Origin of the sequence: Shimia thalassica (assembly GCF_001458215.1) — a bacterium.
Classification (GTDB): domain Bacteria; phylum Pseudomonadota; class Alphaproteobacteria; order Rhodobacterales; family Rhodobacteraceae; genus Shimia; species Shimia thalassica.
Window position 1 is genome coordinate 112,320 of sequence record NZ_CYTW01000003.1, and the last position, 25,301, is coordinate 137,620.

Annotated in this window: 34 protein-coding genes; 29 read left to right on the forward strand and 5 right to left on the reverse strand. The window is 54.8% G+C overall.

Annotation, left to right across the window (positions count from 1 at the left end; all coding sequences use genetic code 11):
- Position 1: 1 nt before the first annotated feature.
- The 11 genes from rplN to PH7735_RS20720 all read left to right on the forward strand — a co-directional run bounded on the left by rplN (position 2) and on the right by PH7735_RS20720 (position 4,791).
- On the forward strand, positions 2-370 hold the full coding sequence (gene rplN / locus PH7735_RS13755; protein ID WP_058311976.1) for a 50S ribosomal protein L14: 369 nt from the start codon (positions 2-4) through the stop codon (positions 368-370).
- A 1-nt stretch (position 371) separates the two neighbouring features.
- Complete coding sequence (rplX, locus tag PH7735_RS13760; protein WP_058311977.1) at positions 372-683, forward strand: 50S ribosomal protein L24; 312 nt, start codon at positions 372-374, stop codon at positions 681-683.
- Complete coding sequence (gene rplE / locus PH7735_RS13765) at positions 676-1,236, forward strand: 50S ribosomal protein L5 (RefSeq protein ID WP_058311978.1); 561 nt, start codon at positions 676-678, stop codon at positions 1,234-1,236. The genes rplX and rplE overlap by 8 nt, the downstream gene beginning before the upstream one ends.
- A 17-nt stretch (positions 1,237-1,253) precedes the next feature.
- Positions 1,254-1,559 carry a 30S ribosomal protein S14 gene (gene rpsN / locus PH7735_RS13770; protein WP_058311979.1) on the forward strand — a complete coding sequence of 102 codons (306 nt, stop codon included), beginning with the start codon at positions 1,254-1,256 and terminating at the stop codon, positions 1,557-1,559.
- Between the two features lie 12 nt (positions 1,560-1,571).
- Complete coding sequence (gene rpsH, locus PH7735_RS13775; protein WP_058311980.1) at positions 1,572-1,961, forward strand: 30S ribosomal protein S8; 390 nt, start codon at positions 1,572-1,574, stop codon at positions 1,959-1,961.
- Positions 1,962-1,973: 12 nt separating this feature from the next.
- Positions 1,974-2,507 carry a 50S ribosomal protein L6 gene (rplF, locus tag PH7735_RS13780; RefSeq protein WP_058311981.1) on the forward strand — a complete coding sequence of 178 codons (534 nt, stop codon included), beginning with the start codon at positions 1,974-1,976 and terminating at the stop codon, positions 2,505-2,507.
- An 11-nt stretch (positions 2,508-2,518) separates the two neighbouring features.
- Complete coding sequence (rplR, locus tag PH7735_RS13785) at positions 2,519-2,878, forward strand: 50S ribosomal protein L18 (protein WP_058311982.1); 360 nt, start codon at positions 2,519-2,521, stop codon at positions 2,876-2,878.
- Between the two features lie 112 nt (positions 2,879-2,990).
- On the forward strand, positions 2,991-3,560 hold the full coding sequence (rpsE, locus tag PH7735_RS13790) for a 30S ribosomal protein S5 (RefSeq protein WP_058311983.1): 570 nt from the start codon (positions 2,991-2,993) through the stop codon (positions 3,558-3,560).
- Between the two features lie 12 nt (positions 3,561-3,572).
- The gene (rpmD, locus tag PH7735_RS13795; RefSeq protein WP_058311984.1) at positions 3,573-3,761 is read left to right on the forward strand and encodes a 50S ribosomal protein L30; all 189 of its coding nucleotides are present in this window, start codon (positions 3,573-3,575) and stop codon (positions 3,759-3,761) included.
- A gap of 457 nt (positions 3,762-4,218) precedes the next feature.
- Positions 4,219-4,422, forward strand: a complete 204-nt coding sequence (locus PH7735_RS13805; protein WP_058311986.1) for a DUF1127 domain-containing protein — start codon at positions 4,219-4,221, stop codon at positions 4,420-4,422.
- A gap of 225 nt (positions 4,423-4,647) precedes the next feature.
- On the forward strand, positions 4,648-4,791 hold the full coding sequence (locus PH7735_RS20720; protein ID WP_158503235.1) for a hypothetical protein: 144 nt from the start codon (positions 4,648-4,650) through the stop codon (positions 4,789-4,791).
- 54 nt (positions 4,792-4,845) lie between these two features.
- Here PH7735_RS20720 and PH7735_RS13810 read toward each other — a convergent pair whose 3' ends face one another.
- Entirely contained in the window at positions 4,846-5,481 is a 636-nt protein-coding gene (locus tag PH7735_RS13810; protein WP_145865336.1) for a sulfotransferase, read from the reverse strand.
- A 245-nt stretch (positions 5,482-5,726) separates the two neighbouring features.
- Between PH7735_RS13810 and rplO the strand changes: the two genes are divergently transcribed.
- The 17 genes from rplO to PH7735_RS13895 all read left to right on the forward strand — a co-directional run bounded on the left by rplO (position 5,727) and on the right by PH7735_RS13895 (position 21,497).
- The gene (gene rplO / locus PH7735_RS13815) at positions 5,727-6,188 is read left to right on the forward strand and encodes a 50S ribosomal protein L15 (protein ID WP_058311988.1); all 462 of its coding nucleotides are present in this window, start codon (positions 5,727-5,729) and stop codon (positions 6,186-6,188) included.
- Between the two features lie 118 nt (positions 6,189-6,306).
- Positions 6,307-7,671, forward strand: a complete 1,365-nt coding sequence (gene secY / locus PH7735_RS13820; protein ID WP_058312259.1) for a preprotein translocase subunit SecY — start codon at positions 6,307-6,309, stop codon at positions 7,669-7,671.
- Positions 7,668-8,246, forward strand: coding sequence for an adenylate kinase (locus tag PH7735_RS13825; RefSeq protein WP_058311989.1), 579 nt, complete (start codon positions 7,668-7,670; stop codon positions 8,244-8,246). The genes secY and PH7735_RS13825 overlap by 4 nt, the downstream gene beginning before the upstream one ends.
- Before the next feature lie 362 nt (positions 8,247-8,608).
- Positions 8,609-8,977, forward strand: coding sequence for a 30S ribosomal protein S13 (gene rpsM, locus PH7735_RS13830; RefSeq protein ID WP_058311990.1), 369 nt, complete (start codon positions 8,609-8,611; stop codon positions 8,975-8,977).
- 15 nt (positions 8,978-8,992) lie between these two features.
- Positions 8,993-9,385, forward strand: a complete 393-nt coding sequence (gene rpsK / locus PH7735_RS13835; RefSeq protein WP_058311991.1) for a 30S ribosomal protein S11 — start codon at positions 8,993-8,995, stop codon at positions 9,383-9,385.
- Positions 9,386-9,497: 112 nt separating this feature from the next.
- Positions 9,498-10,514, forward strand: coding sequence for a DNA-directed RNA polymerase subunit alpha (locus PH7735_RS13840; RefSeq protein ID WP_058312260.1), 1,017 nt, complete (start codon positions 9,498-9,500; stop codon positions 10,512-10,514).
- A 136-nt stretch (positions 10,515-10,650) separates the two neighbouring features.
- Positions 10,651-11,073: a 50S ribosomal protein L17 gene (rplQ, locus tag PH7735_RS13845; RefSeq protein ID WP_058311992.1), complete on the forward strand. Its 423-nt coding sequence runs from the start codon at positions 10,651-10,653 to the stop codon at positions 11,071-11,073.
- Positions 11,074-11,231: 158 nt separating this feature from the next.
- The gene (locus tag PH7735_RS13850; protein WP_058311993.1) at positions 11,232-12,614 is read left to right on the forward strand and encodes a trypsin-like peptidase domain-containing protein; all 1,383 of its coding nucleotides are present in this window, start codon (positions 11,232-11,234) and stop codon (positions 12,612-12,614) included.
- 2 nt (positions 12,615-12,616) lie between these two features.
- The gene (locus PH7735_RS13855; RefSeq protein WP_058311994.1) at positions 12,617-13,939 is read left to right on the forward strand and encodes a replication-associated recombination protein A; all 1,323 of its coding nucleotides are present in this window, start codon (positions 12,617-12,619) and stop codon (positions 13,937-13,939) included.
- Positions 13,940-14,053: 114 nt separating this feature from the next.
- Positions 14,054-14,431: a fluoride efflux transporter CrcB gene (gene crcB, locus PH7735_RS13860; RefSeq protein ID WP_058312261.1), complete on the forward strand. Its 378-nt coding sequence runs from the start codon at positions 14,054-14,056 to the stop codon at positions 14,429-14,431.
- Positions 14,428-15,471 carry an RluA family pseudouridine synthase gene (locus PH7735_RS13865; protein ID WP_058311995.1) on the forward strand — a complete coding sequence of 348 codons (1,044 nt, stop codon included), beginning with the start codon at positions 14,428-14,430 and terminating at the stop codon, positions 15,469-15,471. Before crcB ends, PH7735_RS13865 begins: the two co-directional genes overlap by 4 nt.
- Entirely contained in the window at positions 15,468-16,142 is a 675-nt protein-coding gene (locus PH7735_RS13870) for an HAD-IA family hydrolase (protein WP_058311996.1), read from the forward strand. The genes PH7735_RS13865 and PH7735_RS13870 overlap by 4 nt, the downstream gene beginning before the upstream one ends.
- A gap of 4 nt (positions 16,143-16,146) precedes the next feature.
- Positions 16,147-16,857 (forward strand): ATP12 family chaperone protein, encoded by a 711-nt coding sequence (locus PH7735_RS13875; protein ID WP_058311997.1) that lies wholly within the window; start codon positions 16,147-16,149, stop codon positions 16,855-16,857.
- Between the two features lie 202 nt (positions 16,858-17,059).
- Positions 17,060-18,076, forward strand: coding sequence for an amino acid ABC transporter substrate-binding protein (locus PH7735_RS13880; RefSeq protein ID WP_058311998.1), 1,017 nt, complete (start codon positions 17,060-17,062; stop codon positions 18,074-18,076).
- Between the two features lie 126 nt (positions 18,077-18,202).
- On the forward strand, positions 18,203-19,417 hold the full coding sequence (locus PH7735_RS13885) for an amino acid ABC transporter permease (RefSeq protein ID WP_058311999.1): 1,215 nt from the start codon (positions 18,203-18,205) through the stop codon (positions 19,415-19,417).
- 3 nt (positions 19,418-19,420) lie between these two features.
- A complete protein-coding gene (locus tag PH7735_RS13890; protein ID WP_058312000.1) occupies positions 19,421-20,719 on the forward strand; it encodes an amino acid ABC transporter permease in 1,299 nt (432 codons plus the stop codon).
- Between the two features lie 13 nt (positions 20,720-20,732).
- On the forward strand, positions 20,733-21,497 hold the full coding sequence (locus PH7735_RS13895) for an amino acid ABC transporter ATP-binding protein (protein WP_058312001.1): 765 nt from the start codon (positions 20,733-20,735) through the stop codon (positions 21,495-21,497).
- Positions 21,498-21,561: 64 nt separating this feature from the next.
- Here the strand turns inward: PH7735_RS13895 and PH7735_RS13900 are convergent, their stop codons facing one another.
- From PH7735_RS13900 to argB, 4 genes are all read right to left on the reverse strand, one after another.
- Positions 21,562-22,053 (reverse strand): SixA phosphatase family protein, encoded by a 492-nt coding sequence (locus tag PH7735_RS13900; protein WP_058312002.1) that lies wholly within the window; start codon positions 22,051-22,053, stop codon positions 21,562-21,564.
- On the reverse strand, positions 22,043-22,702 hold the full coding sequence (locus tag PH7735_RS13905) for a hypothetical protein (protein WP_058312003.1): 660 nt from the start codon (positions 22,700-22,702) through the stop codon (positions 22,043-22,045). Before PH7735_RS13905 ends, PH7735_RS13900 begins: the two co-directional genes overlap by 11 nt.
- Positions 22,699-23,493, reverse strand: a complete 795-nt coding sequence (locus tag PH7735_RS13910; RefSeq protein WP_058312004.1) for a sterol desaturase family protein — start codon at positions 23,491-23,493, stop codon at positions 22,699-22,701. The genes PH7735_RS13905 and PH7735_RS13910 overlap by 4 nt, the downstream gene beginning before the upstream one ends.
- Positions 23,494-23,557: 64 nt before the next feature.
- The gene (argB, locus tag PH7735_RS13915) at positions 23,558-24,421 is read right to left on the reverse strand and encodes an acetylglutamate kinase (protein WP_058312005.1); all 864 of its coding nucleotides are present in this window, start codon (positions 24,419-24,421) and stop codon (positions 23,558-23,560) included.
- 114 nt (positions 24,422-24,535) lie between these two features.
- Between argB and PH7735_RS13920 the strand changes: the two genes are divergently transcribed.
- Entirely contained in the window at positions 24,536-25,267 is a 732-nt protein-coding gene (locus PH7735_RS13920) for an SDR family NAD(P)-dependent oxidoreductase (RefSeq protein ID WP_058312006.1), read from the forward strand.
- The last annotated feature ends 34 nt before the right edge of the window (positions 25,268-25,301 follow it).

The window sequence follows — 25,301 nt, forward strand, 5'->3', positions numbered from 1 at the left end:
CATGATCCAGATGCAAACAAACCTGGATGTTGCTGACAACAGCGGCGCTCGCCGTGTTCAGTGCATTAAGGTTCTGGGTGGTTCCAAGCGTAAGTACGCATCCGTAGGCGACGTTATTGTCGTTTCGGTTAAGGAAGCCATCCCCCGTGGTCGCGTTAAGAAAGGTGACGTCCGCAAGGCCGTCGTCGTGCGCACCGCAAAAGAAGTCCGTCGTGATGATGGCACAGCGATCCGTTTTGATCGCAACGCAGCCGTAATCCTGAACAACAACAATGAGCCAGTAGGTACACGTATCTTTGGACCAGTTGTTCGTGAGCTGCGCGCCAAAAGCTTCATGAAAATCATCTCGCTCGCCCCGGAGGTGCTGTAAGATGGCTGCTAAGTTGAAAAAGGGCGACAAGGTCGTCGTACTTGCCGGCAAGGACAAGGGTAAAGAAGGTACTATCACTTCTGTTGACCCCCAAGCAGGCAAAGCCATCGTGGAAGGCATCAACGTTGCCATCCGCCACACCCGTCAGTCGCAAACCTCGCAAGGTGGCCGCATCCCTCAGGCGATGCCAATCCAGCTTTCGAACCTCGCGATGCTTGACGCCAACGGCAAACCGACTCGTGTTGGCTTCCGCATGGAAGGTGACAAGAAGGTCCGTTTCGCCAAAACCACAGGGGACGTGATCGATGCTTGATGATGCAAACTACACACCGCGTCTTAAAGCTCTTTATCAGGACACCATCCGTGGCGCTCTGAAAGAAGAGTTCGGCTATAAGAACGACATGATGACTCCAAAGCTGGAGAAAATCGTTCTGAACATCGGCTGTGGCCGTGCAGCCGTTAAAGACAGCAAAAAAGCCAAGTCCGCTCAAGCTGACCTGACCGTTATTGCCGGTCAAAAAGCTCTGACCACCACGGCGAAAAACTCGATCGCTGGCTTCCGTGTACGTGAAGGCATGCCGATGGGTGCCAAGGTGACCCTGCGTGGCGACCGTATGTACGAATTCCTGGATCGCCTGATCACCATCGCGATGCCCCGCATCCGCGACTTTCGTGGTGTGAAGCCGTCGTTTGATGGCCGTGGCAACTTCGCCACCGGCTTGAAAGAGCACATCGTGTTCCCGGAAATCGATTTCGACAAGGTCGACGAAAACTGGGGTATGGACATCGTAATCACCACCACCGCTGACAATGACGCGGAAGCGAAGAGCCTGTTGAAAGCATTCAACATGCCCTTCAACGCGTAAGGGCGGGAGAGGATATCATGGCTAAAAAATCTATGATCGAACGCGAGAAAAAGCGCGAGCGTCTGGTGGCGAAATACGCAACCAAACGTGCAGAGCTTAAAGAAATCGCGAATGACGAAAGCCGTCCAATGGAAGAGCGCTTCAAAGCGCGTCTGAAATTGGCGAAACTGCCGCGCAACAGCTCGGCAACACGTCTTCACAACCGCTGCCAGCTGACCGGCCGTCCCCACGCTTACTATCGTAAGCTGAAGGTAAGCCGTATTGCTTTGCGGGAGCTTGGCTCGAACGGCCAAATCCCCGGCATGGTTAAATCGAGCTGGTAAGGAGAGACAGAGATGAACGATCCTATCGGTGATATGCTGACCCGTATCCGTAACGGTCAAATGCGTGGCAAGTCGGTTGTATCGACTCCCGCATCGAAACTGCGCGGTTGGGTTTTGGATGTTTTGGCTGACGAAGGCTACATCCGCGGCTACGAATCGTCTGAAGAGAACGGCCACCCGGCGTTCGAAATCAGCCTGAAATACTACGAAGGCACTCCTGTCATTCGCGAAGTGAAGCGGGTTTCCAAACCTGGCCGTCGCGTTTACATGAGCGTCAATGACATTCCTGTTGTCCGTCAGGGCCTCGGTGTGTCGATTGTCTCCACCCCAAAAGGTGTGATGTCGGATGCAAGCGCTCGTGCCAACAATGTTGGTGGCGAAGTTCTTTGCACAGTCTTCTAAGGAGAGCTGACAATGTCTCGTATTGGTAAAAAACCGGTCGAGCTGCCCAGCGGCGTAACTGCCTCTGTCTCCGGCCAGACCATCGAAATCAAAGGTCCGAAGGACACCCAGTCTTTCACTGCAACTGACGATGTCACGCTTGCTGTGAACGACAATGTTGTGACCGTGACACCGCGTGGCTCGTCCAAGCGTGCACGTCAGCAATGGGGTATGTCTCGCACCATGGTTGCCCAATTGGTAACCGGCTGCACCAGCGGTTTCAAAAAAGAACTTGAGATCCAAGGTGTTGGTTATCGTGCACAGATGCAGGGCAACACCCTGAAGCTGTCGCTTGGTCTGTCGCACGAAGTGAACTTCGAAGTGCCTGCGGGCATCACTGTCACGGCTCCAAAGCCAACTGAAGTGATTATCGAAGGCACGGACGCACAGCTTGTTGGCCAAGTTGCAGCAAACATCCGCGAGTGGCGTAAGCCCGAGCCCTACAAGGGCAAAGGTATCCGCTATAAAGGTGAATTTATCTTCCGCAAGGAAGGTAAGAAGAAGTAAGGACCAGACAGATGGCAAACAGCAAACGGACCCTGTTCCTCAAGCGCCGCCTGCGCGTCCGGAACAAACTTCGCAAGGTCAACAGCGACAAGATGCGCCTTTCGGTACATCGTTCAAACAAGAACATCAGCGCTCAGCTGATCGACGATGTGAACGGCGTAACTTTGGCATCGGCCTCGTCGATGGAAAAAGACCTTGGCGTTATCGGCAAAAACAACATCGAAGCAGCCACGAAAGTGGGCGCTGCGATTGCCGAACGTGCCGCCAAAGCTGGCGTGACCGAAGCATACTTCGATCGCGGTGGTTTCCTCTTCCACGGCAAAGTGAAGGCTCTGGCCGACGCTGCGCGTGAAGGTGGCCTGAAGATCTAAGACTTGAGGGGGACGCTCGCGTCCCCCCGATGATCCGGGGGTTTCGGCAGCGAAACCCACCAGGATTGGATTTTACGGCGCCAAACGCGCCAGAACTGAAAAGGAATGCCGAATGGCAGAACGTGAAAACCGCCGGGGACGTGGTCGCAACCGCGAAGACGAAACTCCGGAATTCGCAGACCGTCTGGTCGCAATCAACCGCGTATCGAAAACCGTAAAAGGTGGTAAGCGCTTCGGCTTCGCCGCTCTGGTTGTCGTAGGCGATCAAAAAGGCCGTGTAGGCTTCGGTAAAGGTAAAGCGAAAGAGGTCCCTGAGGCCATCCGCAAAGCCACCGAGCAAGCCAAGCGCCAAATGATCCGCGTGCCTTTGCGTGAAGGCCGTACACTGCACCACGATATCGAGGGCCGTCACGGCGCTGGTAAAGTTGTGATGCGTACAGCTCCAGAAGGTACAGGAATCATCGCAGGTGGTCCAATGCGTGCCGTTTTCGAAATGCTCGGCGTCAAAGACGTTGTTTCGAAATCGATCGGTTCGCAGAACCCATACAACATGATCCGCGCAACCATCGATGGCTTGAACAAAGAATCAAGCCCGCGTCAGGTTGCTGCTCGTCGTGGCAAAAAAGTTGCCGACATCCTGAAAAAGGATGAAGCACCGGCAACCGAAGCCGCAGAAGCGTAAGGAGAGCGACCCATGGCAAAAACCATCGTTGTAAAACAGATCGGTTCTCCGATCCGTCGCCCCGCTGACCAACGCGCAACACTCGTTGGCCTGGGCCTGAACAAGATGCACAAAACCCGTGAACTCGAAGATACACCTTCGATCCGCGGTATGGTTCGCAAGATCCCGCATCTGGTTGAGATCATCGAAGAGCGCGACTAAGCGATTTTCGAAGTTGAGAATAGAAACGCCCTGCAGGAAACTGTGGGGCGTTTTTTCTATTTGTCGCGGCGAATTCGATCCGTCAGCCATCTTGGGGCTGAAGGTTGTGGCAAGGTTTTCATGTGGCAAGAGGCTTTGACGCAGAAAACCCGGGGGCACGGCAGTCTCGGAAAGTTACGGCATGTGTTTGAGTTGTTGAAAATGCAGACGCTGGTTGCCCTGCAACCGGCTGGAACAATCAAATAAATGAAAGACCTTAGCAGTCAATGAAGCGAATGGTCGAAACTTGGGCAGTTTTAAAACTGCCCAATCGTTATGCAATAGGTGCATGACGGGCTTGTCAGAACGTCAGTTGTTGCAGTGCAGCATAATCACTATCTGAGCTTCATCGCTAAACATAGCAATGAACTGAAACGGGTTGACCCAGTCCCCGGACCACCTACCTGAGGACAACAACATGACTACTGCAACTACTACATTCTCCGGCTTTGGCTTCTTTGACCGCGTAAACGCCTTCTTTGCAAACATCCGCAAAACGGCTTCTGCTCGCGTTGCTTACAACCGCACCTATAAAGAACTGTCGCGTCTCACAAACCGTGAACTGGCCGACATCGGTCTGCGTCGTTGTGACATCGAACAAGCTTGCGCAGGAAAGCTGTAAGGCACCGACGACTATCGTCGTGGCAACAAAGCATCGATCAAACGCCCGGGACACCCTTGGGCGTTTTGTTCGTAAATGAGCATATTACAAGTTCCTTTAACAACCTGTCAGAATGTAACAAGTTATGCACCGCTGGTAAGTCAGCCATGCGAATTCTGCACTGGTTAAGTAAATCGACGAAGCGTATTGAGCCGTCGAAGGAACTCCAAAAGACTGGAAGAAACGATGGCGTATCTCGCTCAAAAGCAAGGCAACACGTCTGTTGCGCTGAAACCTTTTGTCGCCTTGGCTGCGTTCTGGGCGTCTTTGGCCCATTCCAAGCCTGTACCACACTGGTGCGACTACCTCAGCGGTCGCGACGATCGCTAAGCCACTCATTAAGATGAGTTTGCGCGCCTCGGTTTCTCCGGGGCGTTTTGCATTTCAGAGGGTCCAGTGACGCGCTGCGTTTGGTTTTCTGGACTTGTTTGCCTTTCCCCACCATTCGAACTTTTGCCCTAAACAGTCTTCCAAGACGTCTCGGGCCTCCTCGGATGCTATGTCGACCTCGACATATTTTGGATCGTTGTCGAACCAAGTGCGCAGGTTCGTGTAGTGGCTGGTGACCCACCTCTCCAAGTATTCGGCATCTTGCGCGAAAGGCGCGGGAAGACCCGGCGCGCCGGTATTGGCCAGCCGCGCCTGCATGTCGAGCCATCCAACGATACTTTTCGCGACCTTCGCGGGATCACGTCTCAACAACAGAAAGGTGCATTCCGGGTGATGGGCGCGGATAGACCGCAGCAGGGCGAGATCCGTTTGCGGCCAAAACGAATAGTGGTCTGAAACCATATCAACCTGCGTGATCACGTCGAATTCAGCGAGGCCCTGAAGAGGGTCCAGACCCCGAAAGTGGTCCCGATACATGCGATAGCCAACATAGGTTTCAAGCTGTTCCAAATTTGCAGGTCCGATTACAGGCGCAACGGCCCAGTGCGCGGACGGGACGCCGGACGTTTCCAGGGCTCTTTGCAATGTGGTGGTGCCGGACTTGGGAAGTCCGAGATTTATCATCTTCATCCAAAACATCCGAAACAATACGATACAGAAACGGGATCAAATGGGCGTGAAGGGCGCAATCAAAAACTGACGACCTTGCGCTTCAGCCGTGTCAAAACGTGCCGGGCGCCTAGAAGTCTTGCATCAGCGGGGCACGTCGTCTATATGCCCCCGGTGGCCTTTGGGGTCATAGAATCAAAAATCAAGAAAAGCCGTGTTTGGCCCCTTACGCTTCATGGGTCAGTTCCGGCAAAAGGAGAAGCGACATGAAACTTCATGAACTGCGCGATAACGAAGGCGCAACCAAAAAACGCATGCGTGTTGGCCGTGGTCCGGGTTCGGGCAAAGGTAAAACCGGTGGCCGTGGTATCAAGGGTCAAAAATCGCGTTCGGGTGTTGCGATCAAAGGTTATGAAGGCGGCCAGATGCCTTTGTACCAACGTCTGCCAAAGCGTGGCTTTAACAAACCAAACCGCAAGGCATACGCTGTTGTAAACTTGGGCCTGATCCAGAAATTCATCGACGAAGGCAAGCTGAACGCTTCCGAAGCCATCACCGAAGAAGCACTGGTTGCTTCCGGTCTGGTACGTCGCACACTTGACGGCATTCGTGTTCTTGCCAAAGGCGAAATCAGCGCCAAGGTTGAGCTCGATGTAACCGGCGCTTCGAAGTCTGCTATTGAAGCAGTCGAAAAAGCTGGCGGCTCGCTCAAGGTCAAATCCGCGTAAGGCGGCATTTAACAGGTTGTGAGCGGCGCACGAGCCGCTTACATAACCTTTAGTTTTCCTAACGCCGCCAAACCGGAAAACGGTTCTGGCGGTGTTTTCATTCTACAGAGAGATCCTGATGGTATCTGCAGCAGAGCAAATGGCGGCCAACACAAGCTGGGCCGCGCTTGGTAAAGCCACCGATCTTCGCAACCGTATCCTGTTCACGCTGGGTCTGTTGATCGTCTATCGCATCGGCACCTTCATTCCGGTGCCCGGTATCGACGGCATCGCGCTTCGTGAATTCATGGAAGAGGCTGCGCAAGGTATCGGCGGCATTCTCACTATGTTCACCGGTGGTGCACTGGGGCGCATGGGCATTTTTGCTCTGGGCATCATGCCCTACATTTCGGCATCGATCATCGTCCAGCTGCTGACCTCTATGGTTCCAGCGCTTGAGCAACTCAAGAAAGAGGGTGATGCAGGCCGGAAGAAGATCAACCAGTATACACGCTATGGCACCGTGGCTCTGGCGACGCTTCAGGCTTATGGTCTGGCTGTATCGCTGGAAGCTGGCGAACTGGTTACAGACCCCGGCATGTTCTTCCGTATCGCATGTATGATTACCCTCGTCGGCGGCACTATGTTCCTGATGTGGCTGGGTGAGCAGATCACCGCGCGCGGCATCGGCAACGGTATCTCGTTGATCATCTTTGTTGGTATTATCGCTGAAGTTCCCGCCGCTCTGGCTCAGTTCTTTGCTTCCGGCCGTTCGGGTGCGGTAAGCCCTGCAGTTATCCTTGGCGTGATTGTCATGGTGATCGCGACGATTGCGTTCGTGGTCTTTATGGAGCGCGCCCTGCGCAAGATCCATATTCAGTACCCGCGTCGTCAGGTTGGCATGAAGGTTTATGACGGTGGCTCTTCGCACTTGCCTGTCAAAGTGAACCCAGCCGGCGTTATCCCTGCGATCTTCGCGTCTTCCTTGCTATTGTTGCCGACCACGATCTCGACCTTCTCGGGAAGCCAGACTGGCCCGATCATGTCAACTTTGTTGGCGTACTTCGGTCCGGGACAGCCACTGTATCTGTTGTTCTTCGTCGCAATGATCGTGTTCTTCGCTTACTTCTATACCTTCAACGTTTCGTTCAAACCGGACGAAGTTGCAGACAACCTCAAGAACCAGAATGGCTTTGTGCCCGGCATTCGCCCCGGCAAAAAGACATCCGAATATCTTGAGTATGTTGTGAACCGTATCCTGGTTCTGGGTGCAGCGTACCTTGCGGCAGTTTGTCTCTTGCCTGAAATCCTTCGTGGACAGTTCGCGATCCCCTTCTATTTTGGCGGCACCTCGGTTCTGATCGTTGTTTCGGTGACTATGGACACCATTCAACAAGTTCAAAGCCATCTGCTGGCCCATCAGTACGAAGGGCTGATCGAAAAGTCGCAGCTGTCGGGCAAAGGCCGCAGCAAGCGCAAGCGTAAAGGACCGATCCGCAAATGAACCTGATTCTTCTTGGACCACCCGGCGCGGGTAAAGGCACTCAGGCGCAATTCCTCGTGGAAGAGCGCGACATGATCCAACTCTCGACTGGCGATATGCTTCGCGAAGCCAAAGCCAGCGGCTCGGAGATGGGCAAGATTGTCGCCAAGGTCATGGACTCTGGTGGTCTTGTGACCGACGAGATCGTGATCGGCCTGATCCGCGAAAAGCTGGATGGTGACAAGAAGGGCGGTTTCATTTTTGACGGCTTCCCACGGACTTTGGCTCAGGCTGATGCCTTGGCTGATCTGCTGGCCGAAAAGGGCGAGAAGCTGGACGCGGTCATCGAGATGCAGGTTGACGACGAGACGCTGGTCAAGCGCATCGTCAATCGCGCTGCCGAAGCTGTCGCCGCCGGTAAAGAAGCCCGTGCGGACGATAACGAGGAAAGCGTGCGCTTCCGTCTGATGGAATACTACAAGAAGACCGCACCGCTGATTGGCTACTATCACGCCAAGGGCAACCTGTCGTCAGTGGACGGACTGGGTACGATCGACGCAGTTAAGTCGTCAATCGCTGCAGAGATTGATGCCTGATCTGACTGTCGTCGTTTGACGCGTCACACCATTTTGAAGGGCCCTTCGGATTTCCGTCGGGCCTTTTCTCTTCTCTGGAAAGCGATGTGTGCACCGCTCAAATTGGCATTTGGCAACGGCAGGCGGCGAGCGCATTTTCAAGGAAAATCGAACGGTTCGAATATGGCGGCCTCAAAAGACCTTGACGATGTGTGAATTTCCCAATACCCAGCACCATCTCTATAAGAGAATCATTTTTGCGGACGGGGTCGCACCCCGAAAGTAAGATCACCTGATCAGCTGAGGCCCGGCGCAAATCGTCGGGCTTATGTTGTGAAAAAAGGTTCCGGCACTACGGAACCGCAACGTAAAGGAAGTCACACTTGGCACGTATCGCCGGCGTAAACATCCCGACCCACAAACGGGTCCCGATCGCCCTGACATATATCACCGGTATTGGTAACACCTCTGCCGCTGCAATCTGCGAAGCCGTAGGCATCGACGCAACTCGCCGTGTAAACGAGCTGAGCGACGCCGAAGTTCTGGCTGTTCGCGAACACATCGACGCAAACTTCACCGTTGAAGGTGATCTGCGTCGTGAAGTTCAAATGAACATCAAGCGTCTGATGGATCTGGGCTGCTACCGCGGTCTGCGCCACCGTCGCAACCTTCCCGTACGCGGTCAGCGTACACACACCAACGCTCGTACTCGCAAAGGCCCCGCAAAGGCTATTGCTGGTAAGAAGAAATAAGGGAGGGCTGCATCAATGGCACGTGATACCCGTCGCGGAGGCAAAAAGAAGGTCTCCAAGAATATCGCATCGGGCGTAGCCCATGTGAACTCGTCGTTCAACAACACCAAAATCCTGATCTCTGACGTACAAGGGAACGCGATTTCCTGGTCGTCAGCAGGCACAATGGGCTTCAAAGGATCGCGTAAGTCGACTCCTTATGCGGCTCAGATGGCTGCAGAAGATGCTGGCAAAAAAGCCCAGGATCACGGTGTTAAGACGCTGGAAGTTGAAGTTCAGGGCCCAGGTTCGGGTCGTGAATCGGCTCTGCGCGCTCTGGCTGCTATCGGTTTCAACATCACATCGATTCGTGACGTGACCCCGATCGCCCACAACGGCTGCCGCCCACCTAAGCGTCGTCGCGTATAAGTATATTTTTTCTCTGGGGCCGCGTGTTTTTCGCGGCCCCAGTTCGCCGTTTTGAAACCTCGGGCGTCTGATCCTTTTTGGACATGGGGATGAGACAAGAATGGAGGGACGCATGATCCACAAAAATTGGGCAGAACTTATCAAGCCGACCCAGCTTGACGTGAAGCCGGGCAATGACCCGACTCGTCAGGCCACTGTTGTGGCCGAACCGCTGGAGCGTGGCTTTGGTTTGACTCTTGGTAACGCGCTGCGTCGCGTTCTGATGTCGTCGCTGCAAGGCGCCGCGATCACAAGCGTACAGATTGACAACGTTCTGCACGAGTTTTCTTCGGTCGCAGGTGTACGTGAAGACGTCACCGATGTGATCCTGAACCTCAAAGGCGTTTCGCTGCGCATGGAAGTCGAAGGCCCCAAGCGTCTTTCGATCCAGGCCAAAGGCCCTGGCGAAGTCACCGCTGGTGACATCTCGGACAGCGCTGGCATCGAAATCCTGAACAAAGACCACGTGATCTGTCACCTCGACGATGGCGCGGACCTTTTCATGGAACTGACTGTCAACACCGGCAAAGGTTATGTTTCGGCTGACAAGAACAAGCCAGAAGATGCTCCTATCGGTCTGATCCCGATCGACGCGATCTATTCGCCGGTCAAAAAGGTTTCGTATGACGTTCAGCCGACCCGTGAAGGTCAGGTTCTGGACTATGACAAACTGACCATGAAGGTCGACACCGACGGTTCGATCACTCCTGACGATGCTGTCGCTTTCGCGGCGCGCATCCTGCAAGACCAGCTTTCGATCTTCGTAAACTTCGAAGAGCCCGAGTCGGCTGGCCGTCAGGAAGAAGACGATGGTCTCGAGTTCAACCCGCTTCTGCTCAAGAAAGTGGACGAGCTGGAACTGTCTGTTCGTTCGGCAAACTGCCTCAAGAACGACAACATCGTTTACATTGGCGATCTGATCCAGAAAACCGAAGCCGAGATGCTCCGCACTCCGAACTTCGGCCGCAAATCTTTGAACGAGATCAAAGAAGTGCTGTCGGGCATGGGGCTGCACCTTGGTATGGACGTCGAAGACTGGCCACCAGACAACATCGAAGATCTGGCGAAAAAGTTCGAAGACACGTTCTAAGACTTTCGGGAGGGCCTTGGTCCTCCCGCGCAATGCCCGGACCTGCCGGGGAAAGCTGGGCACTTCCGCCCCAAGGAGAGGGACTGACACGCATCGGTCTCCAGACAAAGCAAAACACGCTATAAGGAATTGAAATATGCGTCACGCACGTGGTTACCGCCGCCTGAACCGTACTCATGAGCACCGTAAAGCCCTGTTTTCGAACATGGCTGGTTCGCTGATCGAGCACGAGCAAATCAAAACAACCCTGCCGAAAGCCAAAGAACTTCGTCCAATCATCGAAAAGATGATCACCATGGCGAAAAAAGGCGATCTGCACTCGCGTCGTAACGCAGCATCGCGTCTGAAAGAAGACAAGTATGTTGCGAAACTGTTCGACGTTCTGGGACCTCGCTATGCCGATCGTCCGGGTGGTTATGTTCGCATCATGAAAGCCGGCTTCCGTTATGGCGACATGGCACCAATGGCGATCATCGAATTCGTTGATCGTGACGTTGACGCCAAAGGCGCTGCTGACAAAGCACGCGTTGCTGCAGAAGAAGTTGCTGCTGACGAATAAAACATCCAGAGTTTTCTCTGACTGTTATGACCCCGCCTGTTTCTCAGGCGGGGTTTTTTCTTGCCGATTTGGGGACAGTGGCGCATGGCTTGTGGGTTGGCTGACTTGCAATCTTTGTCCGCCCCTCGCATATCCTTGAAGTAAGAACGAGGACCGATATGTACCGAGCTATTTTGACCGCCGCCGCCATTGGTATTGCCACCCTGAGCCATGCCGAAACCAAGGTTCCGCAATCACAAGCCGAGATTTCCTTGGGGTTTGCACCGCTCGTAAAGCAGGCGGCACCTGCCGTTGTGAATATCTATGCCAAAAGGGTTGTGAATGTACGTCAAAGCCCGTTTATGGGCGATCCGTTTTTCCAGAACTTGTTTCGTGACTTTGGTGAAACACGACCTCGCGTAGAAAACTCATTGGGGTCTGGTGTAATTCTGTCCGAAGACGGAATCGTTGTGTCGAACTACCATGTTGTCGGGCAATCAACCGATATCCGCGTTCACCTTAATGACCGTCGGGAATATTCGGCCGAAGTGCTGTTGGCGGATCAGGAATCGGACCTCGCGATCCTGCAGCTCAAAGATGCAAAAGACATGCCTCATCTTGAGTTGCGCAACAGTGATACGGTCGAAGTTGGCGAATTGGTTTTGGCAATCGGAAACCCGTTTGGGGTCGGCCAAACGGTGACAAGCGGCATTGTCTCCGGACTGGCCCGTTCGGGAACCGCGACCGGAAACGCCCGTGGATATTTCTTGCAAACCGATGCGCCAATCAATCCCGGAAACTCGGGCGGGGCATTGGTTGACATCAATGGCGACTTGATTGGGGTGAATACATCAATTTTGACACGGTCTGGTGGGTCAAACGGGATCGGTTTTGCCATTCCCTCCGCTCTTGTCGCGCAATTCGTAGATCAGGCGCGTCAGGGTCATGAGGGATTTGCGCGGCCTTGGGCCGGTATGTTTGGCCAACCTATTGACGCGGACATGGCTGAAGGGTTGGGACTTGATCTGCCTGGGGGCATTGTGGTGTCGGAACTGCATGATGAAAGTCCTTTCAAGATGGCAGGCTTTGAGACCGGCGATGTCATTTTGAAAGTCGACGGTCAGCCGGTGAATACACCGGCTGAGATGATTTTCCGGATGTCCGTTGCGGGCATCGGCAAAGAGGCAAAAATACTGGCGTTGCGAGACGGTGACATGGTCGAAACGACCGTTTCCTTGATGGCTGCGCCGGAAGACCCCGCACGAGACACGGTGACCACAGGGCGGCGATCCGCAGTTCCCGAGTTGGTGTTGTCCAACATCAACCCTGCGGTGCTGGGTCAGTATGGTTTGCCGCTTAGCCTAACCGGTGTTGTTGTCGAAAATCCGGGTCAGGTTGGGACGCGTTTGGGATTGCGGGCCGGAGACGTCTTGAGAGAAGTTGATGGGCGGACCATCGAAACGGTCGCGGATGCCGAGCGAGCTTTGGAAAAAGCCAAGCGTAAGGTGACAATCGAAATTCAACGCGGCACACAGCGTATCGTGTCCCGGTTCCGTCTTTAATCATGGCAGATCTGTTCGACAGTGACAGCCCGTCAGGCGGCACAGACACACCCGTTTCTGCGCCGCGTCCGCTTGCCGACCGGCTGCGCCCCAAGGCGCTGGGTGAGGTGATCGGTCAAGAGCAGGTTCTTGGGCCTGAGGCGCCCCTTGGTGTCATGCTCGCATCGGGCAGTCTGTCGAGTTTGGTGTTCTGGGGACCACCCGGCGTTGGCAAAACAACGATCGCGCGACTTCTGGCGGATGAGACCAAACTGCACTTTGTTCAAATCAGCGCCATTTTCACAGGCGTTCCGGATCTGCGAAAAGTGTTCGAGGCCGCGAAGATACGCCGCCAGAACGGGCAGGGGACACTGTTGTTTGTGGATGAAATCCACAGGTTCAACAAGGCGCAGCAAGACGGGTTTCTGCCCTATATGGAAGATGGCACCATTTTGTTGGTTGGTGCCACAACGGAAAACCCGTCGTTCGAGTTGAACGCCGCGGTCCTGAGCCGTGCACAGGTCTTGGTCCTCGAGCGGCTTTCTCTGGGCGATCTGGAACGTCTGGCGCAACGCTCTGAAAAAGAGCTGAACCGAAACCTGCCGCTGGATGGTGCCGCGCGCGAGGCCTTGCTGGAAATGGCAGATGGCGACGGGCGTGCGCTTTTGAACCTGATCGAACAGATCGCGGCGTGGAAGGTTGAGGGCAAGCTGGATACCGATGCCCTGTCCAAGCGGTTGATGAAGCGCGCCGCAAAATACGACAAGGGCGGCGAGGAACACTATAACCTGATTTCCGCATTGCATAAATCTGTGCGCGGGTCAGACCCGGATGCGGCGCTCTATTGGTTTGCCCGCATGCTGACCGGTGGAGAGGACCCCCGTTTCCTTGCGCGGCGGATCACCCGCATGGCGGTCGAGGATATCGGGCTAGCCGATCCACAGGCCCAAGCGGTCTGCCTGCAAAGCTGGGAAACATACGAACGGCTGGGCAGTCCCGAAGGTGAATTGGCGCTGGCGCAGGCGTTGGTCTATCTGGCGTTGGCGCCGAAATCGAACGGGGTTTATGTCGGGTACAAAAAGGCGATGGCCTCTGCCCGCAAAACGGGGTCCGAACCTCCACCAAAGCACATCCTGAACGCGCCAACCCGTTTGATGGAAGAGCAGGGCTATGGCACCGGATACCAGTACGACCACGATGCCGAAGACGGGTTTTCAGGACAGGATTATTTCCCCGAGAGCATGAAGCGTCCGGTGTTGTATGCCCCTGTCGAACGTGGATTTGAACGCGAGTTGAAGCGTCGCCTCGACTACTTTGCCAAATTGCGCGTGAAGCGAAACGGCTAGACGTGCTGGGGTGCTGCGCGGTCAATTTTCGATTTAGGCCAGAGTCTGCGTGGAATGAACAAGTTTCCGGCTGCTTTGCTTGACAAAAGTAAGGCGGCGGGTGATGGACGCGGGATGTTGACAAGCCTGACATATGTAGCTTTTGGCGGTGCGCTCGGGGCAAGTCTTCGCTATTTGGTGGGGCTTGGAGTCGTGCGTCTCGTGGGACATGGGTTCCCGATGGCGGTGATAACAGTCAACATCCTTGGGTCTTTCCTGATGGGGGTCTTTGTTGTGATCGCCCTGCAACGTGGACTGACCCATTTGTCGCCTCTTGTGATGACCGGTTTTCTGGGCGGGTTCACGACGTTTTCCAGCTTTTCTCTGGAAGCTGTGAACCTCTTTGAAAAGGGGCAGGTCGGGGCTGCGGCGGCCTATGTGCTGATCTCGGTGATTGGCTCGGTAGGGGCATTGATGTTGGGCATGTGGTTGACGCGGGGGATTTTCGCATGAGTGGTGTACAAATATTAACGGTTGCAGCTGAAGACGCAGACCAAAGGCTGGACCGCTGGTTGCGACGGTTGTTTCCGCAGCTGAACCAGATTCGCATCGAAAAGATGTGCCGAAAAGGCGAACTGCGCGTGGATGGTGGTCGGGTAAAGCCGGCAACCCGCTTGGCCGAAGGGCAGCAAGTGCGCGTTCCGCCCTTGCCTGCACCGGGATCTATTCCCGCACGTGTGGCCACCCGTGTTTCGGATGCAGACGCCAAGTTGATTCGGAACTGCGTGATTTACAAAGACGATGAGGTCATCGCTATCAACAAACCTGCGGGCCTTGCGACGCAAGGCGGCAGCAAGCAAACCCGCCATGTGGACGGTCTGTCAGAAGCGTTGAAGTTCGACTATGACGAAAAACCACGGCTGGTGCACCGTCTGGACAAAGACACTTCGGGCGTTTTGCTTTTGGCCAGAACGCGCTTGGCGGCACAGGCTCTGACGGCTGCGATGCGCCATAAAGACACCCGCAAGATTTATTGGGCGGTGGTCGCAGGTGTTCCAACGCCATATCTGGGCGAAATCAAATATGGTCTGGTCAAGGCTGGCGGTCACGGCAGCCGTGGTGAAGGCGAAAAGATGGTGTGTGTGCATCCGCGCGATGTCGCCAGCACACCGGGCGCCAAACGCGCCATCACGCAATACGCGACGCTCTACCGTGTTGCGAGTCGCGCCTCTTGGGTGGCGATGGAGCCTATTACGGGCCGCACCCACCAATTGCGTGCGCACATGGCTGAGATCGGACACCCGATTGTTGGCGATGGAAAATATGGCGGCTCTGGCCAAGAGAACCTTGGCGACGGCTGGGGGGCTAAACTGGGTGGTGTGATTTCGAATAAATTGCACCTTCACGCCCGCACGATGCAGTTCGAGCATCCGACGAACAAAAAGGTCATCACAGTCACCGCAGACCTTCCCGAGCATATGGCCCTCACATGGGAGACGTTTGGCTGGACACCGGATCTTGCGGCGGATGATCCGTTTGAGGAACTCAGATGACGGCTTTGCGGCTTGTTGTGTTCGATGTCGACGGCACTTTGGTAGACAGCCAAGGAGATATCCTTGCCTCGATGGCAATGGCATTCGAAGCCGTTGGCGCAACGCCGCCAAGTCGCAAAGAGGTTTTGGGGATTGTGGGTCTTTCGCTTGATGTGGCGATGCCGCGCCTTGCGCCCGATCTGGATCGGGACACCCACTATGCCATGGTTGATGCATACAAGGCGTCTTATATGACCCTGCGCGCCAAATCTGGAGCGGCGCAGTCTTCGCCGATGTATCCCGGCGCAAGGGACGTTCTCGAAACGCTGTCTTCGCGTGATGATATTCTGTTGGGAATTGCCACGGGCAAATCGCGACGCGGTCTGGACAAACTGCTCGAAGGGCATGGATTGGAAAAGATGTTTGTGACCGAACAGGTCGCGGATTTTCACCCCTCAAAACCCCATCCTTCGATGTTGCAGGCCGCCCTGTCCGAAACAGGCATCGCTCAGGAAGACGCGGTGATGATCGGTGACACGAGTTATGACATGGATATGGCCAAGGCCGCAGGCATGCGGGGCATCGGGGTGGCTTGGGGCTATCACAAACCCGAGGCCATGAGCGCGGCAAACCGAATCATTGATCGGTTTGATGCATTGCCTCAGGCACTGGACGACATCTGGAAGGACTAAGAAAATGAGCAGTTGGGCAAAAAAAGTTTTCTGGAAAACAGTAACTGTTGAGGACGTTGAAGACGGCTTCACGGTTAAGCTTGATGGGCGCAATCTCAAAACTCCGGCCAAGGCGGCTCTGGTCCTGCCGACTCGTGAAATGGCGAATGCCGTTGCCGCGGAATGGGAAGCCCAGGTTGACGAAATCAATCCGCTTTCCATGCCGACGACACGCTCGGCGAATGCCTCGATTGACAAGGTCGCCATCCAACACGCCGAAGTCGCCGATATGCTGGCGGAATACGGTGGCACCGATCTTCTGTGCTATCGTGCAACTTCGCCGGAAGAACTCATTGATCGGCAGGCTCAACAGTGGGATCCGGTGCTTGATTGGTGCGCCGAAACCCTTGAAGCGCGCCTGAAACCTGTATCTGGCGTCATGTTCGTCCGTCAGGACTCGGACGCTCTGAATCGCCTGCGCGCAAGGGTTCACGAGATGACAAATTTCGAACTTGCGGCCTTTCATGACCTTGTCAGTTTGAGCGGTTCACTGATCCTTGGATTCGCGGCAACACACCAAATGCGCCCCATCGAAGACATCTGGACGCTCTCGCGGTTGGATGAATCTTGGCAAGAAGAGTTGTGGGGCGAGGATGAAGAGGCCGTTAAGCAGGCCGCGATAAAGAAAGAAGCCTTTCTTCACGCGGATCGCTTTTACAAAATGTCCCGAAAATAGCGAAAAAAGTCCAATACTTGCGCACCCGAATTAGGTTTACTCGCAATGATTGTTTCCTGTGATACGGCTCTTGACGTTTCGCGATGAATGCGCCCAAACTGATGGACACTGAAGGGGGGGAACCCTTTTAAGTGACACTCACGGTCCAATGAGGCCGAAATAATTCCACCCGAAAAGGGTGTACCATCAGGAAGAGGTAAAAATGAAAAAATCCGTAATCTTTGGTGCGCTGACTGTTGCTGGCCTTGCTGCCGGCGCTGCTGCTGCTGGAACGCTTGACGATGTCAAAGCCCGCGGCAAGCTGAACTGCGGCGTAACCACTGGTCTGGTTGGCTTTGCGGCACCAGATGCGAACGGCAACTGGGACGGTTTTGACGTCGGCGTATGCCGCGCTGTAGCTGCTGCAGTGCTTGGCGACCCAACCGCAGTTGAATTCGTTCCAACCACCGGTAAAACACGCTTTACCGCGCTGGCTTCTGGCGAAATCGATATGCTGGCACGTAACACCACTTGGACCTTCTCGCGCGACGTGGACCTCAAGTTCACTTTCGTTGGCGTGAACTACTATGACGGCCAAGGCTTCATGGTTCCTTCCGAGCTGGGCGTTTCGTCGGCAAAAGAACTGGACGGCGCAACCGTTTGTATCCAGACCGGTACAACAACCGAGCTGAACCTGGCCGATTTCTTCCGTGCCAACAACATCAGCTATGAGCCGGTTCCAATCGAAACCAACGCTGAAGCACAACAGCAGTACCTTGCTGGTGCATGTGACGTTTACACCACAGACGCTTCGGGTCTGGCGGCGACACGTGCAACCTTCGAAAACCCAGGCGAGCACGTTCTGCTGCCAGAAATCATCTCCAAAGAGCCGCTCGGCCCGCTTGTTCGCCACGGCGACAACGAATGGGGTGACGTGGTTCGCTGGTCGCTGAACGCACTGGTGACAGCTGAAGAGCTGGGTGTGACATCGGCAAACATCGCTGAACTGTCTGCTGGCACCAACAACCCTGAAGTGAACCGCCTCTTGGGCACCGAAGGTTCGCTGGGTGAAATGCTGGGTCTGTCGGCTGACTGGGCCAAGAACGCCATTATGGCGGGCGGCAACTATGGTGAGCTGTTCGAGAAAAACATCGGTGAAAACACTCCGATCGGACTGGCCCGTGGCCTGAACGCTCAGTGGACCGATGGCGGCCTGATCTACTCGCCTCCTTTCCGTTAAGTATTACAAAGCCGAAGGGCGCGAGACATCTCTCGCGCCCTTCGCACTCTTACTAGTTTCAAAGCATCGGCCACCGGCATTCAAAAGCCATACAAAAACAAGGCCGAGTAACGGGGAACATCCCATATGACCACTATGACCGACCCTCCCAAGGCGTCGTTCCGGCTATCTATGCTGGTATACGACACTCGGTACAGATCGCTGACCTTCCAAGCGCTTGCCGCCGTGGCACTTGCCCTGTCGTTCCTATATTTGGGCAGCAACCTGATAAACAACCTGCGTGCAGCAGGCTTGAACATCTCGTATTCATTCCTTGGCGCACCTGCCGGATACGACATCAACCAAACTCTGATCGAATATGATAGCCAGTCCAGCAACGCGAGAGCGGCTGTTGTCGGGCTTATCAATACGCTGATCGTCGCCTTTCTGGCCTGTATTACGGCCACTGTTTTTGGTGTGATCGCGGGCGTTTTGCGTCTGTCAAACAACTGGCTCGTTTCCAAGTTGATGGCGCTTTATGTAGAGATCTTCCGCAACATTCCCGTGCTGATCTGGATCATCATCATCTTTACGATCATGACCGCAGTGATGCCGGCTCCACGTGCCTTCCGGGGCGACGAACCCGAAGCGTCGATGCTCTTTGACGCCATCGCCTTTACCAACCGTGGCGTTTATATTCCCGCGCCGGTTTGGGGCCCGGGATCGATGATGGTCGTTGCCACCTTTATCGCATCGATAATTGGCATCTTCGCCTATCGTCGTTATGCAACCAACCTGCTCTATGCCACAGGCCGCCTGCTTCCAACCACATGGCCAACCATCGCTTTGCTGATCGTACCTTCCGTGCTGATGTTCTTTATCATGGGGCAACCCATCGGACTGGATACACCGGCGCTTAAAGGGTTCAACTTTCAAGGTGGTATCAAGGTCGGTGGACCGCTGATCGCATTGTGGTTCGCACTTTCGATCTATACCGGTGCCTTCATTGCAGAGAACGTGCGCGCAGGTATTCAAGCTGTGAGCAAAGGCCAGACCGAAGCCGCAGCGGCACTTGGCTTGCGTCCACGTCGTGTCATGAACCTTGTGGTTCTGCCTCAGGCGTTGCGCGTCATCATCCCGCCGCTCATTTCGCAGTACCTCAACATCACCAAGAACTCGTCTCTGGCTATTGCCGTTGGTTACGCTGACATCACCGCAACACTGGGTGGTATTACATTGAACCAGACTGGTCGCGCCATCGAATGTGTTCTCTTGTTGATGCTGTTCTATCTCACGATCTCGTTGTGCATCTCGGCGTTCATGAACGTCTACAACAACGCCATCAAGTTGAAGGAGCGCTGAGCCATGTCAGACTTACATGCAAATAGTGTTGCCTTTGTGCGCACCGAAACGATTCCTGAATCACCGCCACCCGGCGTTGCCTCTGGGCCGATCAAGTGGATGCGCGAGAACCTGTTCGCCACGCCGGCCAACACGCTTCTGACACTTGTCGCGATTTACATGATCTATCTGATCCTGGCTCCGACAATGCCATGGATTTTGAACGGGGTCTGGAATGCCAATAGCCTTTCAGAATGTCGTGAAATCCTGAACGGCAAGTCCGGCGCGTGTTTCGCGGTTCTTAGCGAACGGTGGCCACAGCTTCTGTTCGGCTTCAAATACCCCGCTGAATACTACTGGCGGCCGACACTGGCATTCGTGCTTCTGTTTGCTGCGGTTGCACCGGTGTTGTTCTTTGACTTGCCGCGCAAGCTGCTGGTGATGACAGCTCTTTATCCCTTCATTGCCTTCTGGCTCATCTGGGGGGGCACCATCCTTGTGCCCATTCTGGCGCTGGTCGGTTGTGGCGTAGGCTATGCGGTGTACCAGCGTTTTGTGGCGTCCAACTTTGCTGCAGGTTTCTTTGGAGGAATCGCAGCAGCGTTTATCGTCTGGAGCCTCGGTGGTGCAATGATCCCGGAAGGTGCATCGGAAGCCGCGATGCTGCAACCGGTGCCAAGCCGTGATCTGGGTGGCTTTATGCTCAACATGATGTTGGGTGTTACCTGTGTGTCGCTGTCCATTCCGATCGGGATTGCTTTGGCGCTGGGTCGTCAGTCCAGCATGCCGATCATCAAATGGATCTGTGTCGTGTTCATCGAGTTTATTCGCGGCGTTCCGCTGATTACGCTCTTGTTCGTGGCAAGCGTTATGCTGTCTTACTTCTTCCCGCCGGATTCATCGGTGGATCTGTTCCTGCGTGTGGTCATCATGATTACCATGTTCTCAGCGGCATACATCGCCGAGGTGATACGGGGTGGTCTGGCCGCACTTCCAAAAGGACAGTACGAAGCAGCAGACTCGCTAGGTCTTGATTATGCGCAGGCTATGCGATTGATCATCCTGCCTCAGGCGTTGAAGATTTCGATCCCGGGTATCGTGAACGTGGCCGTTGGTCTGTTCAAAGATACAACACTGGTTTCGGTTATCTCGATGTTTGACCTCGTTGGCATGATCCGTGGACCGATTTTGGCTTCGACCGAATGGAATGGCGTCTATTGGGAGCTTCTGGGCTTTGCCGCGCTTCTGTTCTTCGTCGTCTGCTACGGTATTTCGCAATATTCACAATGGCTGGAACGTCGCCTTGCGACCGACCATCGATAAGGAGAGCTGACCAATGTCCGAAGCTCAAATGAAGGTCTCAGACGAGATCGCAATCACGATCGAGAACATGAACAAGTGGTATGGCACATTCCATGTTCTGCGTGACATCAACCTGACCGTTAACCGGGGAGAGCGGATCGTTATCTGCGGACCATCGGGGTCCGGTAAATCGACCTTGATCCGTTGTATCAACGCGCTTGAGGAACATCAGCAGGGATCAATCGAAGTGGACGGCACATTGTTGTCGTCGGATCTTAAGAACATCGACAAGATCCGGTCCGAGGTTGGCATGTGCTTCCAGCACTTTAACCTTTTCCCGCACCTGACCATTTTGGAAAACTGCACGTTGGCACCGATCTGGGTTCGCAAGACACCCAAGAAGGAAGCCGAAGAAATCGCGATGCACTTCCTCGAGAAGGTGAAAATCCCTGATCAGGCTGGAAAGTACCCCGGTCAGTTGTCCGGTGGTCAGCAACAGCGTGTGGCGATTGCCCGTTCGCTCTGCATGAAGCCGCGCATCATGTTGTTTGATGAACCTACATCGGCACTTGACCCCGAGATGATCAAAGAGGTGCTCGACACCATGATCGAACTCGCGGAAGAGGGGATGACCATGTTGTGTGTGACCCACGAGATGGGCTTTGCACGTCAGGTCGCAAACCGCGTGATTTTCATGGATCAGGGCCAGATTGTTGAACAGAACGAACCTGAAGCGTTCTTCAACAACCCGCAAAGCGAACGTACGCAGTTGTTCCTGAGCCAGATTCTGGGTCACTAAGGTCATTATCGTTCAAAAGAAAAGCCCCGCAAGTTGCGGGGCTTTTTCGTTGTCGTTGCTGTCGTCAGACCAACTCGCGCGGGACGACAAACTTTTTGACCTTACCACTGCCGAATTTGAGATCGTCCCAAGTGTCCGTTTTGAATTTGAACACCGTGGTCGCCCCTGTCGGATAGTCGAGAAAGCCGTCGTGTGATGGCAAACTTCTCGCAAGGCGTTCTGCGAATTCCGAAATCCCCGGATTGTGGGACACAAGCATGACCTTTTGGCCTGTCGCCCCCTGAAGATGTCGCAGCATCACATCTGCGCTGGCATGATACAGGCCTTCTTTCACTTCGGCGTCCAAGGCAAATCCCATCAATTCATAAGTTTGTTGGGCACGAACGGCAGAAGAGCAAAGCACTTGATCTGGTTGCATCTTTTGCTTGCGCAGCCAGGTACCCAGCGCCTCGGCAGAAGCACAGCCGCGTTTGTTCAAAGGGCGTTCATGGTCGGCCTGTTCCAGATTTTTCCAGCTGGATTTGGCGTGGCGGACAAGGATCAGTTTAAGGGCCATTTTCGAGAAAGACTCGCATGTGATAAGAGGATTGTTCTTCCAGTCTGCCATAGCCTGATGACGCTGGACAGGAGCGTCTCGCCGCACATCCGCGCGACAGGCAAGACTTGGGGTCCTGAGCGCCGATGACGTTGCGACAAGCGCCGACATCATACACTCCCGAAGCAAAAGCATCGACCGGACAAGTCGAGAGACAAGGTTTGTCGGCACAGCTTTCACATGGAGAAAGACCCGACTCGGGCAGATCAATTTCCTGTGGAAGCGCGATTGCCCCGCGGAAGGATACGAACAATCCAGCCGTGTCATGAACCAACAGGTTAATAGGCGAGGGATAGCAACGCCCTGTTTTCAGAGCCCACTGATAGAAGGGCTGGTAGGGCGGTCCGGTGAAGGGAAAAAACGGTTGCGCGCCAAGGGCCGCCGCCAGCGCCGTCACCACACGAGACGACCATTGGTCGACGGGATTGGGAACCTTGTCGATAAACTCGCGCTGAGTCGTGAAGTGATCCCAGAAATTGGGTTCCAGCGGGCTGAGCATCACAAGTGTGCCAAAGCCGGACAGTTCGGAATCATCTTCCTCGGGGTGAAACGCCCCCAGAATATCGAGGTGCATCGCCCGCGCGGCTTGCTGCAGTATGTCGTAGTTCATCTACGCGAGAAAGGGAGGCGCAGGCTCCATCCCAATTTGGACGGTCGGTCGTCCTGCCATTGTAAACCAATTGTCATGTCGTCGTGTCCCTCTTCCGGTTGCGCAATATAGGTCCCAAAGAATCGGTCCCAGATTGATAGAGAGAACCCATAGTTGCTGTCGTGTTCGCGACGCTTTACGGAATGATGCACCCGATGCATGTCTGGCGTGACCAGAATAAGCCGTAAAACACGATCTATGCCGAGCGGTAGTTTGATATTGGCGTGGTTGAACATCGCCGTGCCGTTGAGAATGATCTCGAAAAGGATGATGGCAACCGCCGACGGCCCAATGACGTAAACCAGACCGATCTTCAGGAACATCGACAGGGCGATTTCAACCGGATGAAAGCGGATTGCGGTTGTCACATCGATGTCGCGGTCCGCATGGTGAACTCGGTGCAAACGCCACAACAGCGGCACCTTGTGCGTGATCAGATGTTGCGCCCAAATCGCAAAATCAAAGATGAGAATCGCAAAAATAGTCTCGGGCACGACACCAAGGTTGATTTGGTTGAATAACCCCCATCCGTTTGCCGATGCGTCCATAGCCGCGCCTACGGCCAGCAGGGGCACGCCAAACGCCAGAAGGCGCAGTGTCAGGGTGTTGAGGATGGTCATGCCCCAATTGGTCACCCAGCGTGTGCGTCTGGGTTGGGATCGAATACGCCGCGGCGCAAGCGTTTCAATCCCTGCAAACAAAAGGAACAGGCACGCGAAAACGCTTAGGCGGATCAGGGCTTCGTTTTCCATTCGGTTATCCTTGGCTGCCGACCCGCTTAATGTATTCCGTCAGGGGAATATTTAAACCCTGGGATCAGTCACCACGGATCAAAGATCCGGCACCGTGTTCCGTGAACAACTCGAGCAAACAGGCATTCGGCGCGCGACCATCAAGAATAACCACCGCGCGCACACCATCATCAATGGCGTTCAAAGCGGTTTCGGTTTTGGGGATCATGCCTCCTGCGATCACGCCTTCGGTGGTCAGGTCGCGAATTTGCTGGGCCTTGAGCTCCGTCATGACCTCGCCTTCGCCGTTCTTTACACCGGCAACATCCGTCAACAGCAACAGGCGATCGGCCTTGAGCGAAGCGGCAATCGCACCAGCGGCGGTATCGCCGTTCACATTATAGGTTTCGCCTTCGCGACCCGCGCCAAGCGGTGCGATGACCGGAATGGTGTCATTGGCAAAGAGCTCATGCAGGAATTCGGGGTTCATATCGGCAGGCGTGCCGACAAAGCCCAGATCGGGGTTTGTCTGGTCACAGACCATGAGATTGGCATCTTTGCCGGACAAACCAACAGCTTTGCCGCCCTGACGGTTGATGGCTTGAACGATCCGCTTGTTCACGACGCCAGACAGAACCATTTCAACGACTTCGACTGTGGCGCTGTCTGTGACGCGCTTGCCGTTGACGAACTCGGACTTGATATCAAGCTTTTCCAGCATCGCGTTGATCATGGGACCCCCACCATGCACGATAACAGGATTAACCCCAACCTGACGCATCAGCACGACATCGCGGGCAAAGTCATCCATCGCTTCATCGCTGCCCATGGCGTGTCCGCCAAGCTTGATGACGACAATGGCGCCTGTATAGCGCTGCAAATAGGGCAGGGCTTGTGAAAGGGTGCGGGCAGTGGCGATCCAATCGCGATTCATATCTTGTTTCTTCATGCTAGACAGTCCTCTTGGCGGATGTTGTTAGACCGTTGAGAGCGTTCTGCCAAGGGGCATTGCCTCTGCCAGCCAGCACGTTACCAATAGTCCTAACCCGATTGGAGGCTGACCATGGCTGATTCCCAAAAAACTTTGTTGATTACAGGTGCAAGTCGGGGGATAGGCCACGCAACCGTGCGGCGGTTCAATCGGGAAGGGTGGCGGGTTGTCACCGTGTCGCGCACGCCTTGTGCCCCGGAATGTCCTTTTGCCAGTCCCGAAAACCACCTGATGCTGGATCTGTCGGATGCAGCCGATACCGTGAACGCCGTCGGAGTCCTGCAAGAGATGCTTGGCGGACGTCTGGATGCGCTTGTGAACAATGCGGGTGTGTCGCCCAAAGGGCCGGAAGGTGAACGCCTGAACACAATGAACACCGACCTGATGACATGGGGCAAGGTTTTCCACGTCAACTTTTTTGCTTCGGTCGTGTTGGCGCGCGGTTTGAAAGACGAACTCGCCGCGGCGAAGGGGTCGGTCGTGAACATCACCTCGATCGCTGGCAGCCGCGTGCATCCCTTTGCGGGGGCGGCTTATGCCACGTCCAAGGCCGCGCTGGCGGCGCTGACCCGTGAGATGGCTCATGATTTCGGACCACTTGGGGTGCGCGTGAACGCGATTGCGCCGGGTGAGGTCGAAACCTCGATCCTGTCACCGGGAACAGACAAAATTGTCGAAAAACTGCCGATGCGGCGTTTGGGTCAACCCGAAGAGGTTGCGTCGGCGATCTATTTCCTGTGTTCGCAGGAAAGTTCGTATATTTCTGGCACAGAGATCGAGGTCAACGGCGCTCAGCATGTGTGACGCCAGTCTCGCTGGCATCACCGCACAGGCGTGG

Coding starts and splice junctions, on each gene's coding strand:
- crcB (WP_058312261.1), top strand. CDS start 14,054: ATGTTGACAAGCCTGACATATGTAGCTTTTGGCGGTGCGCTCGGGGCA.
- PH7735_RS13885 (WP_058311999.1), top strand. CDS start 18,203: ATGACCACTATGACCGACCCTCCCAAGGCGTCGTTCCGGCTATCTATG.
- PH7735_RS13875 (WP_058311997.1), top strand. CDS start 16,147: ATGAGCAGTTGGGCAAAAAAAGTTTTCTGGAAAACAGTAACTGTTGAG.
- PH7735_RS13850 (WP_058311993.1), top strand. CDS start 11,232: ATGTACCGAGCTATTTTGACCGCCGCCGCCATTGGTATTGCCACCCTG.
- PH7735_RS13825 (WP_058311989.1), top strand. CDS start 7,668: ATGAACCTGATTCTTCTTGGACCACCCGGCGCGGGTAAAGGCACTCAG.
- PH7735_RS13855 (WP_058311994.1), top strand. CDS start 12,617: ATGGCAGATCTGTTCGACAGTGACAGCCCGTCAGGCGGCACAGACACA.
- rplO (WP_058311988.1), top strand. CDS start 5,727: ATGAAACTTCATGAACTGCGCGATAACGAAGGCGCAACCAAAAAACGC.
- PH7735_RS13910 (WP_058312004.1), bottom strand. CDS start 23,493: ATGGAAAACGAAGCCCTGATCCGCCTAAGCGTTTTCGCGTGCCTGTTC.
- rpsN (WP_058311979.1), top strand. CDS start 1,254: ATGGCTAAAAAATCTATGATCGAACGCGAGAAAAAGCGCGAGCGTCTG.
- secY (WP_058312259.1), top strand. CDS start 6,307: ATGGTATCTGCAGCAGAGCAAATGGCGGCCAACACAAGCTGGGCCGCG.
- argB (WP_058312005.1), bottom strand. CDS start 24,421: ATGAAGAAACAAGATATGAATCGCGATTGGATCGCCACTGCCCGCACC.
- PH7735_RS13880 (WP_058311998.1), top strand. CDS start 17,060: ATGAAAAAATCCGTAATCTTTGGTGCGCTGACTGTTGCTGGCCTTGCT.
- rpmD (WP_058311984.1), top strand. CDS start 3,573: ATGGCAAAAACCATCGTTGTAAAACAGATCGGTTCTCCGATCCGTCGC.
- rplF (WP_058311981.1), top strand. CDS start 1,974: ATGTCTCGTATTGGTAAAAAACCGGTCGAGCTGCCCAGCGGCGTAACT.
- PH7735_RS13805 (WP_058311986.1), top strand. CDS start 4,219: ATGACTACTGCAACTACTACATTCTCCGGCTTTGGCTTCTTTGACCGC.
- PH7735_RS13905 (WP_058312003.1), bottom strand. CDS start 22,702: ATGAACTACGACATACTGCAGCAAGCCGCGCGGGCGATGCACCTCGAT.
- PH7735_RS13865 (WP_058311995.1), top strand. CDS start 14,428: ATGAGTGGTGTACAAATATTAACGGTTGCAGCTGAAGACGCAGACCAA.
- PH7735_RS13870 (WP_058311996.1), top strand. CDS start 15,468: ATGACGGCTTTGCGGCTTGTTGTGTTCGATGTCGACGGCACTTTGGTA.
- rplR (WP_058311982.1), top strand. CDS start 2,519: ATGGCAAACAGCAAACGGACCCTGTTCCTCAAGCGCCGCCTGCGCGTC.
- rpsK (WP_058311991.1), top strand. CDS start 8,993: ATGGCACGTGATACCCGTCGCGGAGGCAAAAAGAAGGTCTCCAAGAAT.
- rplQ (WP_058311992.1), top strand. CDS start 10,651: ATGCGTCACGCACGTGGTTACCGCCGCCTGAACCGTACTCATGAGCAC.
- PH7735_RS20720 (WP_158503235.1), top strand. CDS start 4,648: ATGGCGTATCTCGCTCAAAAGCAAGGCAACACGTCTGTTGCGCTGAAA.
- PH7735_RS13810 (WP_145865336.1), bottom strand. CDS start 5,481: ATGAAGATGATAAATCTCGGACTTCCCAAGTCCGGCACCACCACATTG.
- rplE (WP_058311978.1), top strand. CDS start 676: ATGCTTGATGATGCAAACTACACACCGCGTCTTAAAGCTCTTTATCAG.
- PH7735_RS13900 (WP_058312002.1), bottom strand. CDS start 22,053: ATGGCCCTTAAACTGATCCTTGTCCGCCACGCCAAATCCAGCTGGAAA.
- rplX (WP_058311977.1), top strand. CDS start 372: ATGGCTGCTAAGTTGAAAAAGGGCGACAAGGTCGTCGTACTTGCCGGC.
- PH7735_RS13840 (WP_058312260.1), top strand. CDS start 9,498: ATGATCCACAAAAATTGGGCAGAACTTATCAAGCCGACCCAGCTTGAC.
- PH7735_RS13895 (WP_058312001.1), top strand. CDS start 20,733: ATGTCCGAAGCTCAAATGAAGGTCTCAGACGAGATCGCAATCACGATC.
- PH7735_RS13890 (WP_058312000.1), top strand. CDS start 19,421: ATGTCAGACTTACATGCAAATAGTGTTGCCTTTGTGCGCACCGAAACG.
- rplN (WP_058311976.1), top strand. CDS start 2: ATGATCCAGATGCAAACAAACCTGGATGTTGCTGACAACAGCGGCGCT.
- rpsH (WP_058311980.1), top strand. CDS start 1,572: ATGAACGATCCTATCGGTGATATGCTGACCCGTATCCGTAACGGTCAA.
- rpsE (WP_058311983.1), top strand. CDS start 2,991: ATGGCAGAACGTGAAAACCGCCGGGGACGTGGTCGCAACCGCGAAGAC.
- PH7735_RS13920 (WP_058312006.1), top strand. CDS start 24,536: ATGGCTGATTCCCAAAAAACTTTGTTGATTACAGGTGCAAGTCGGGGG.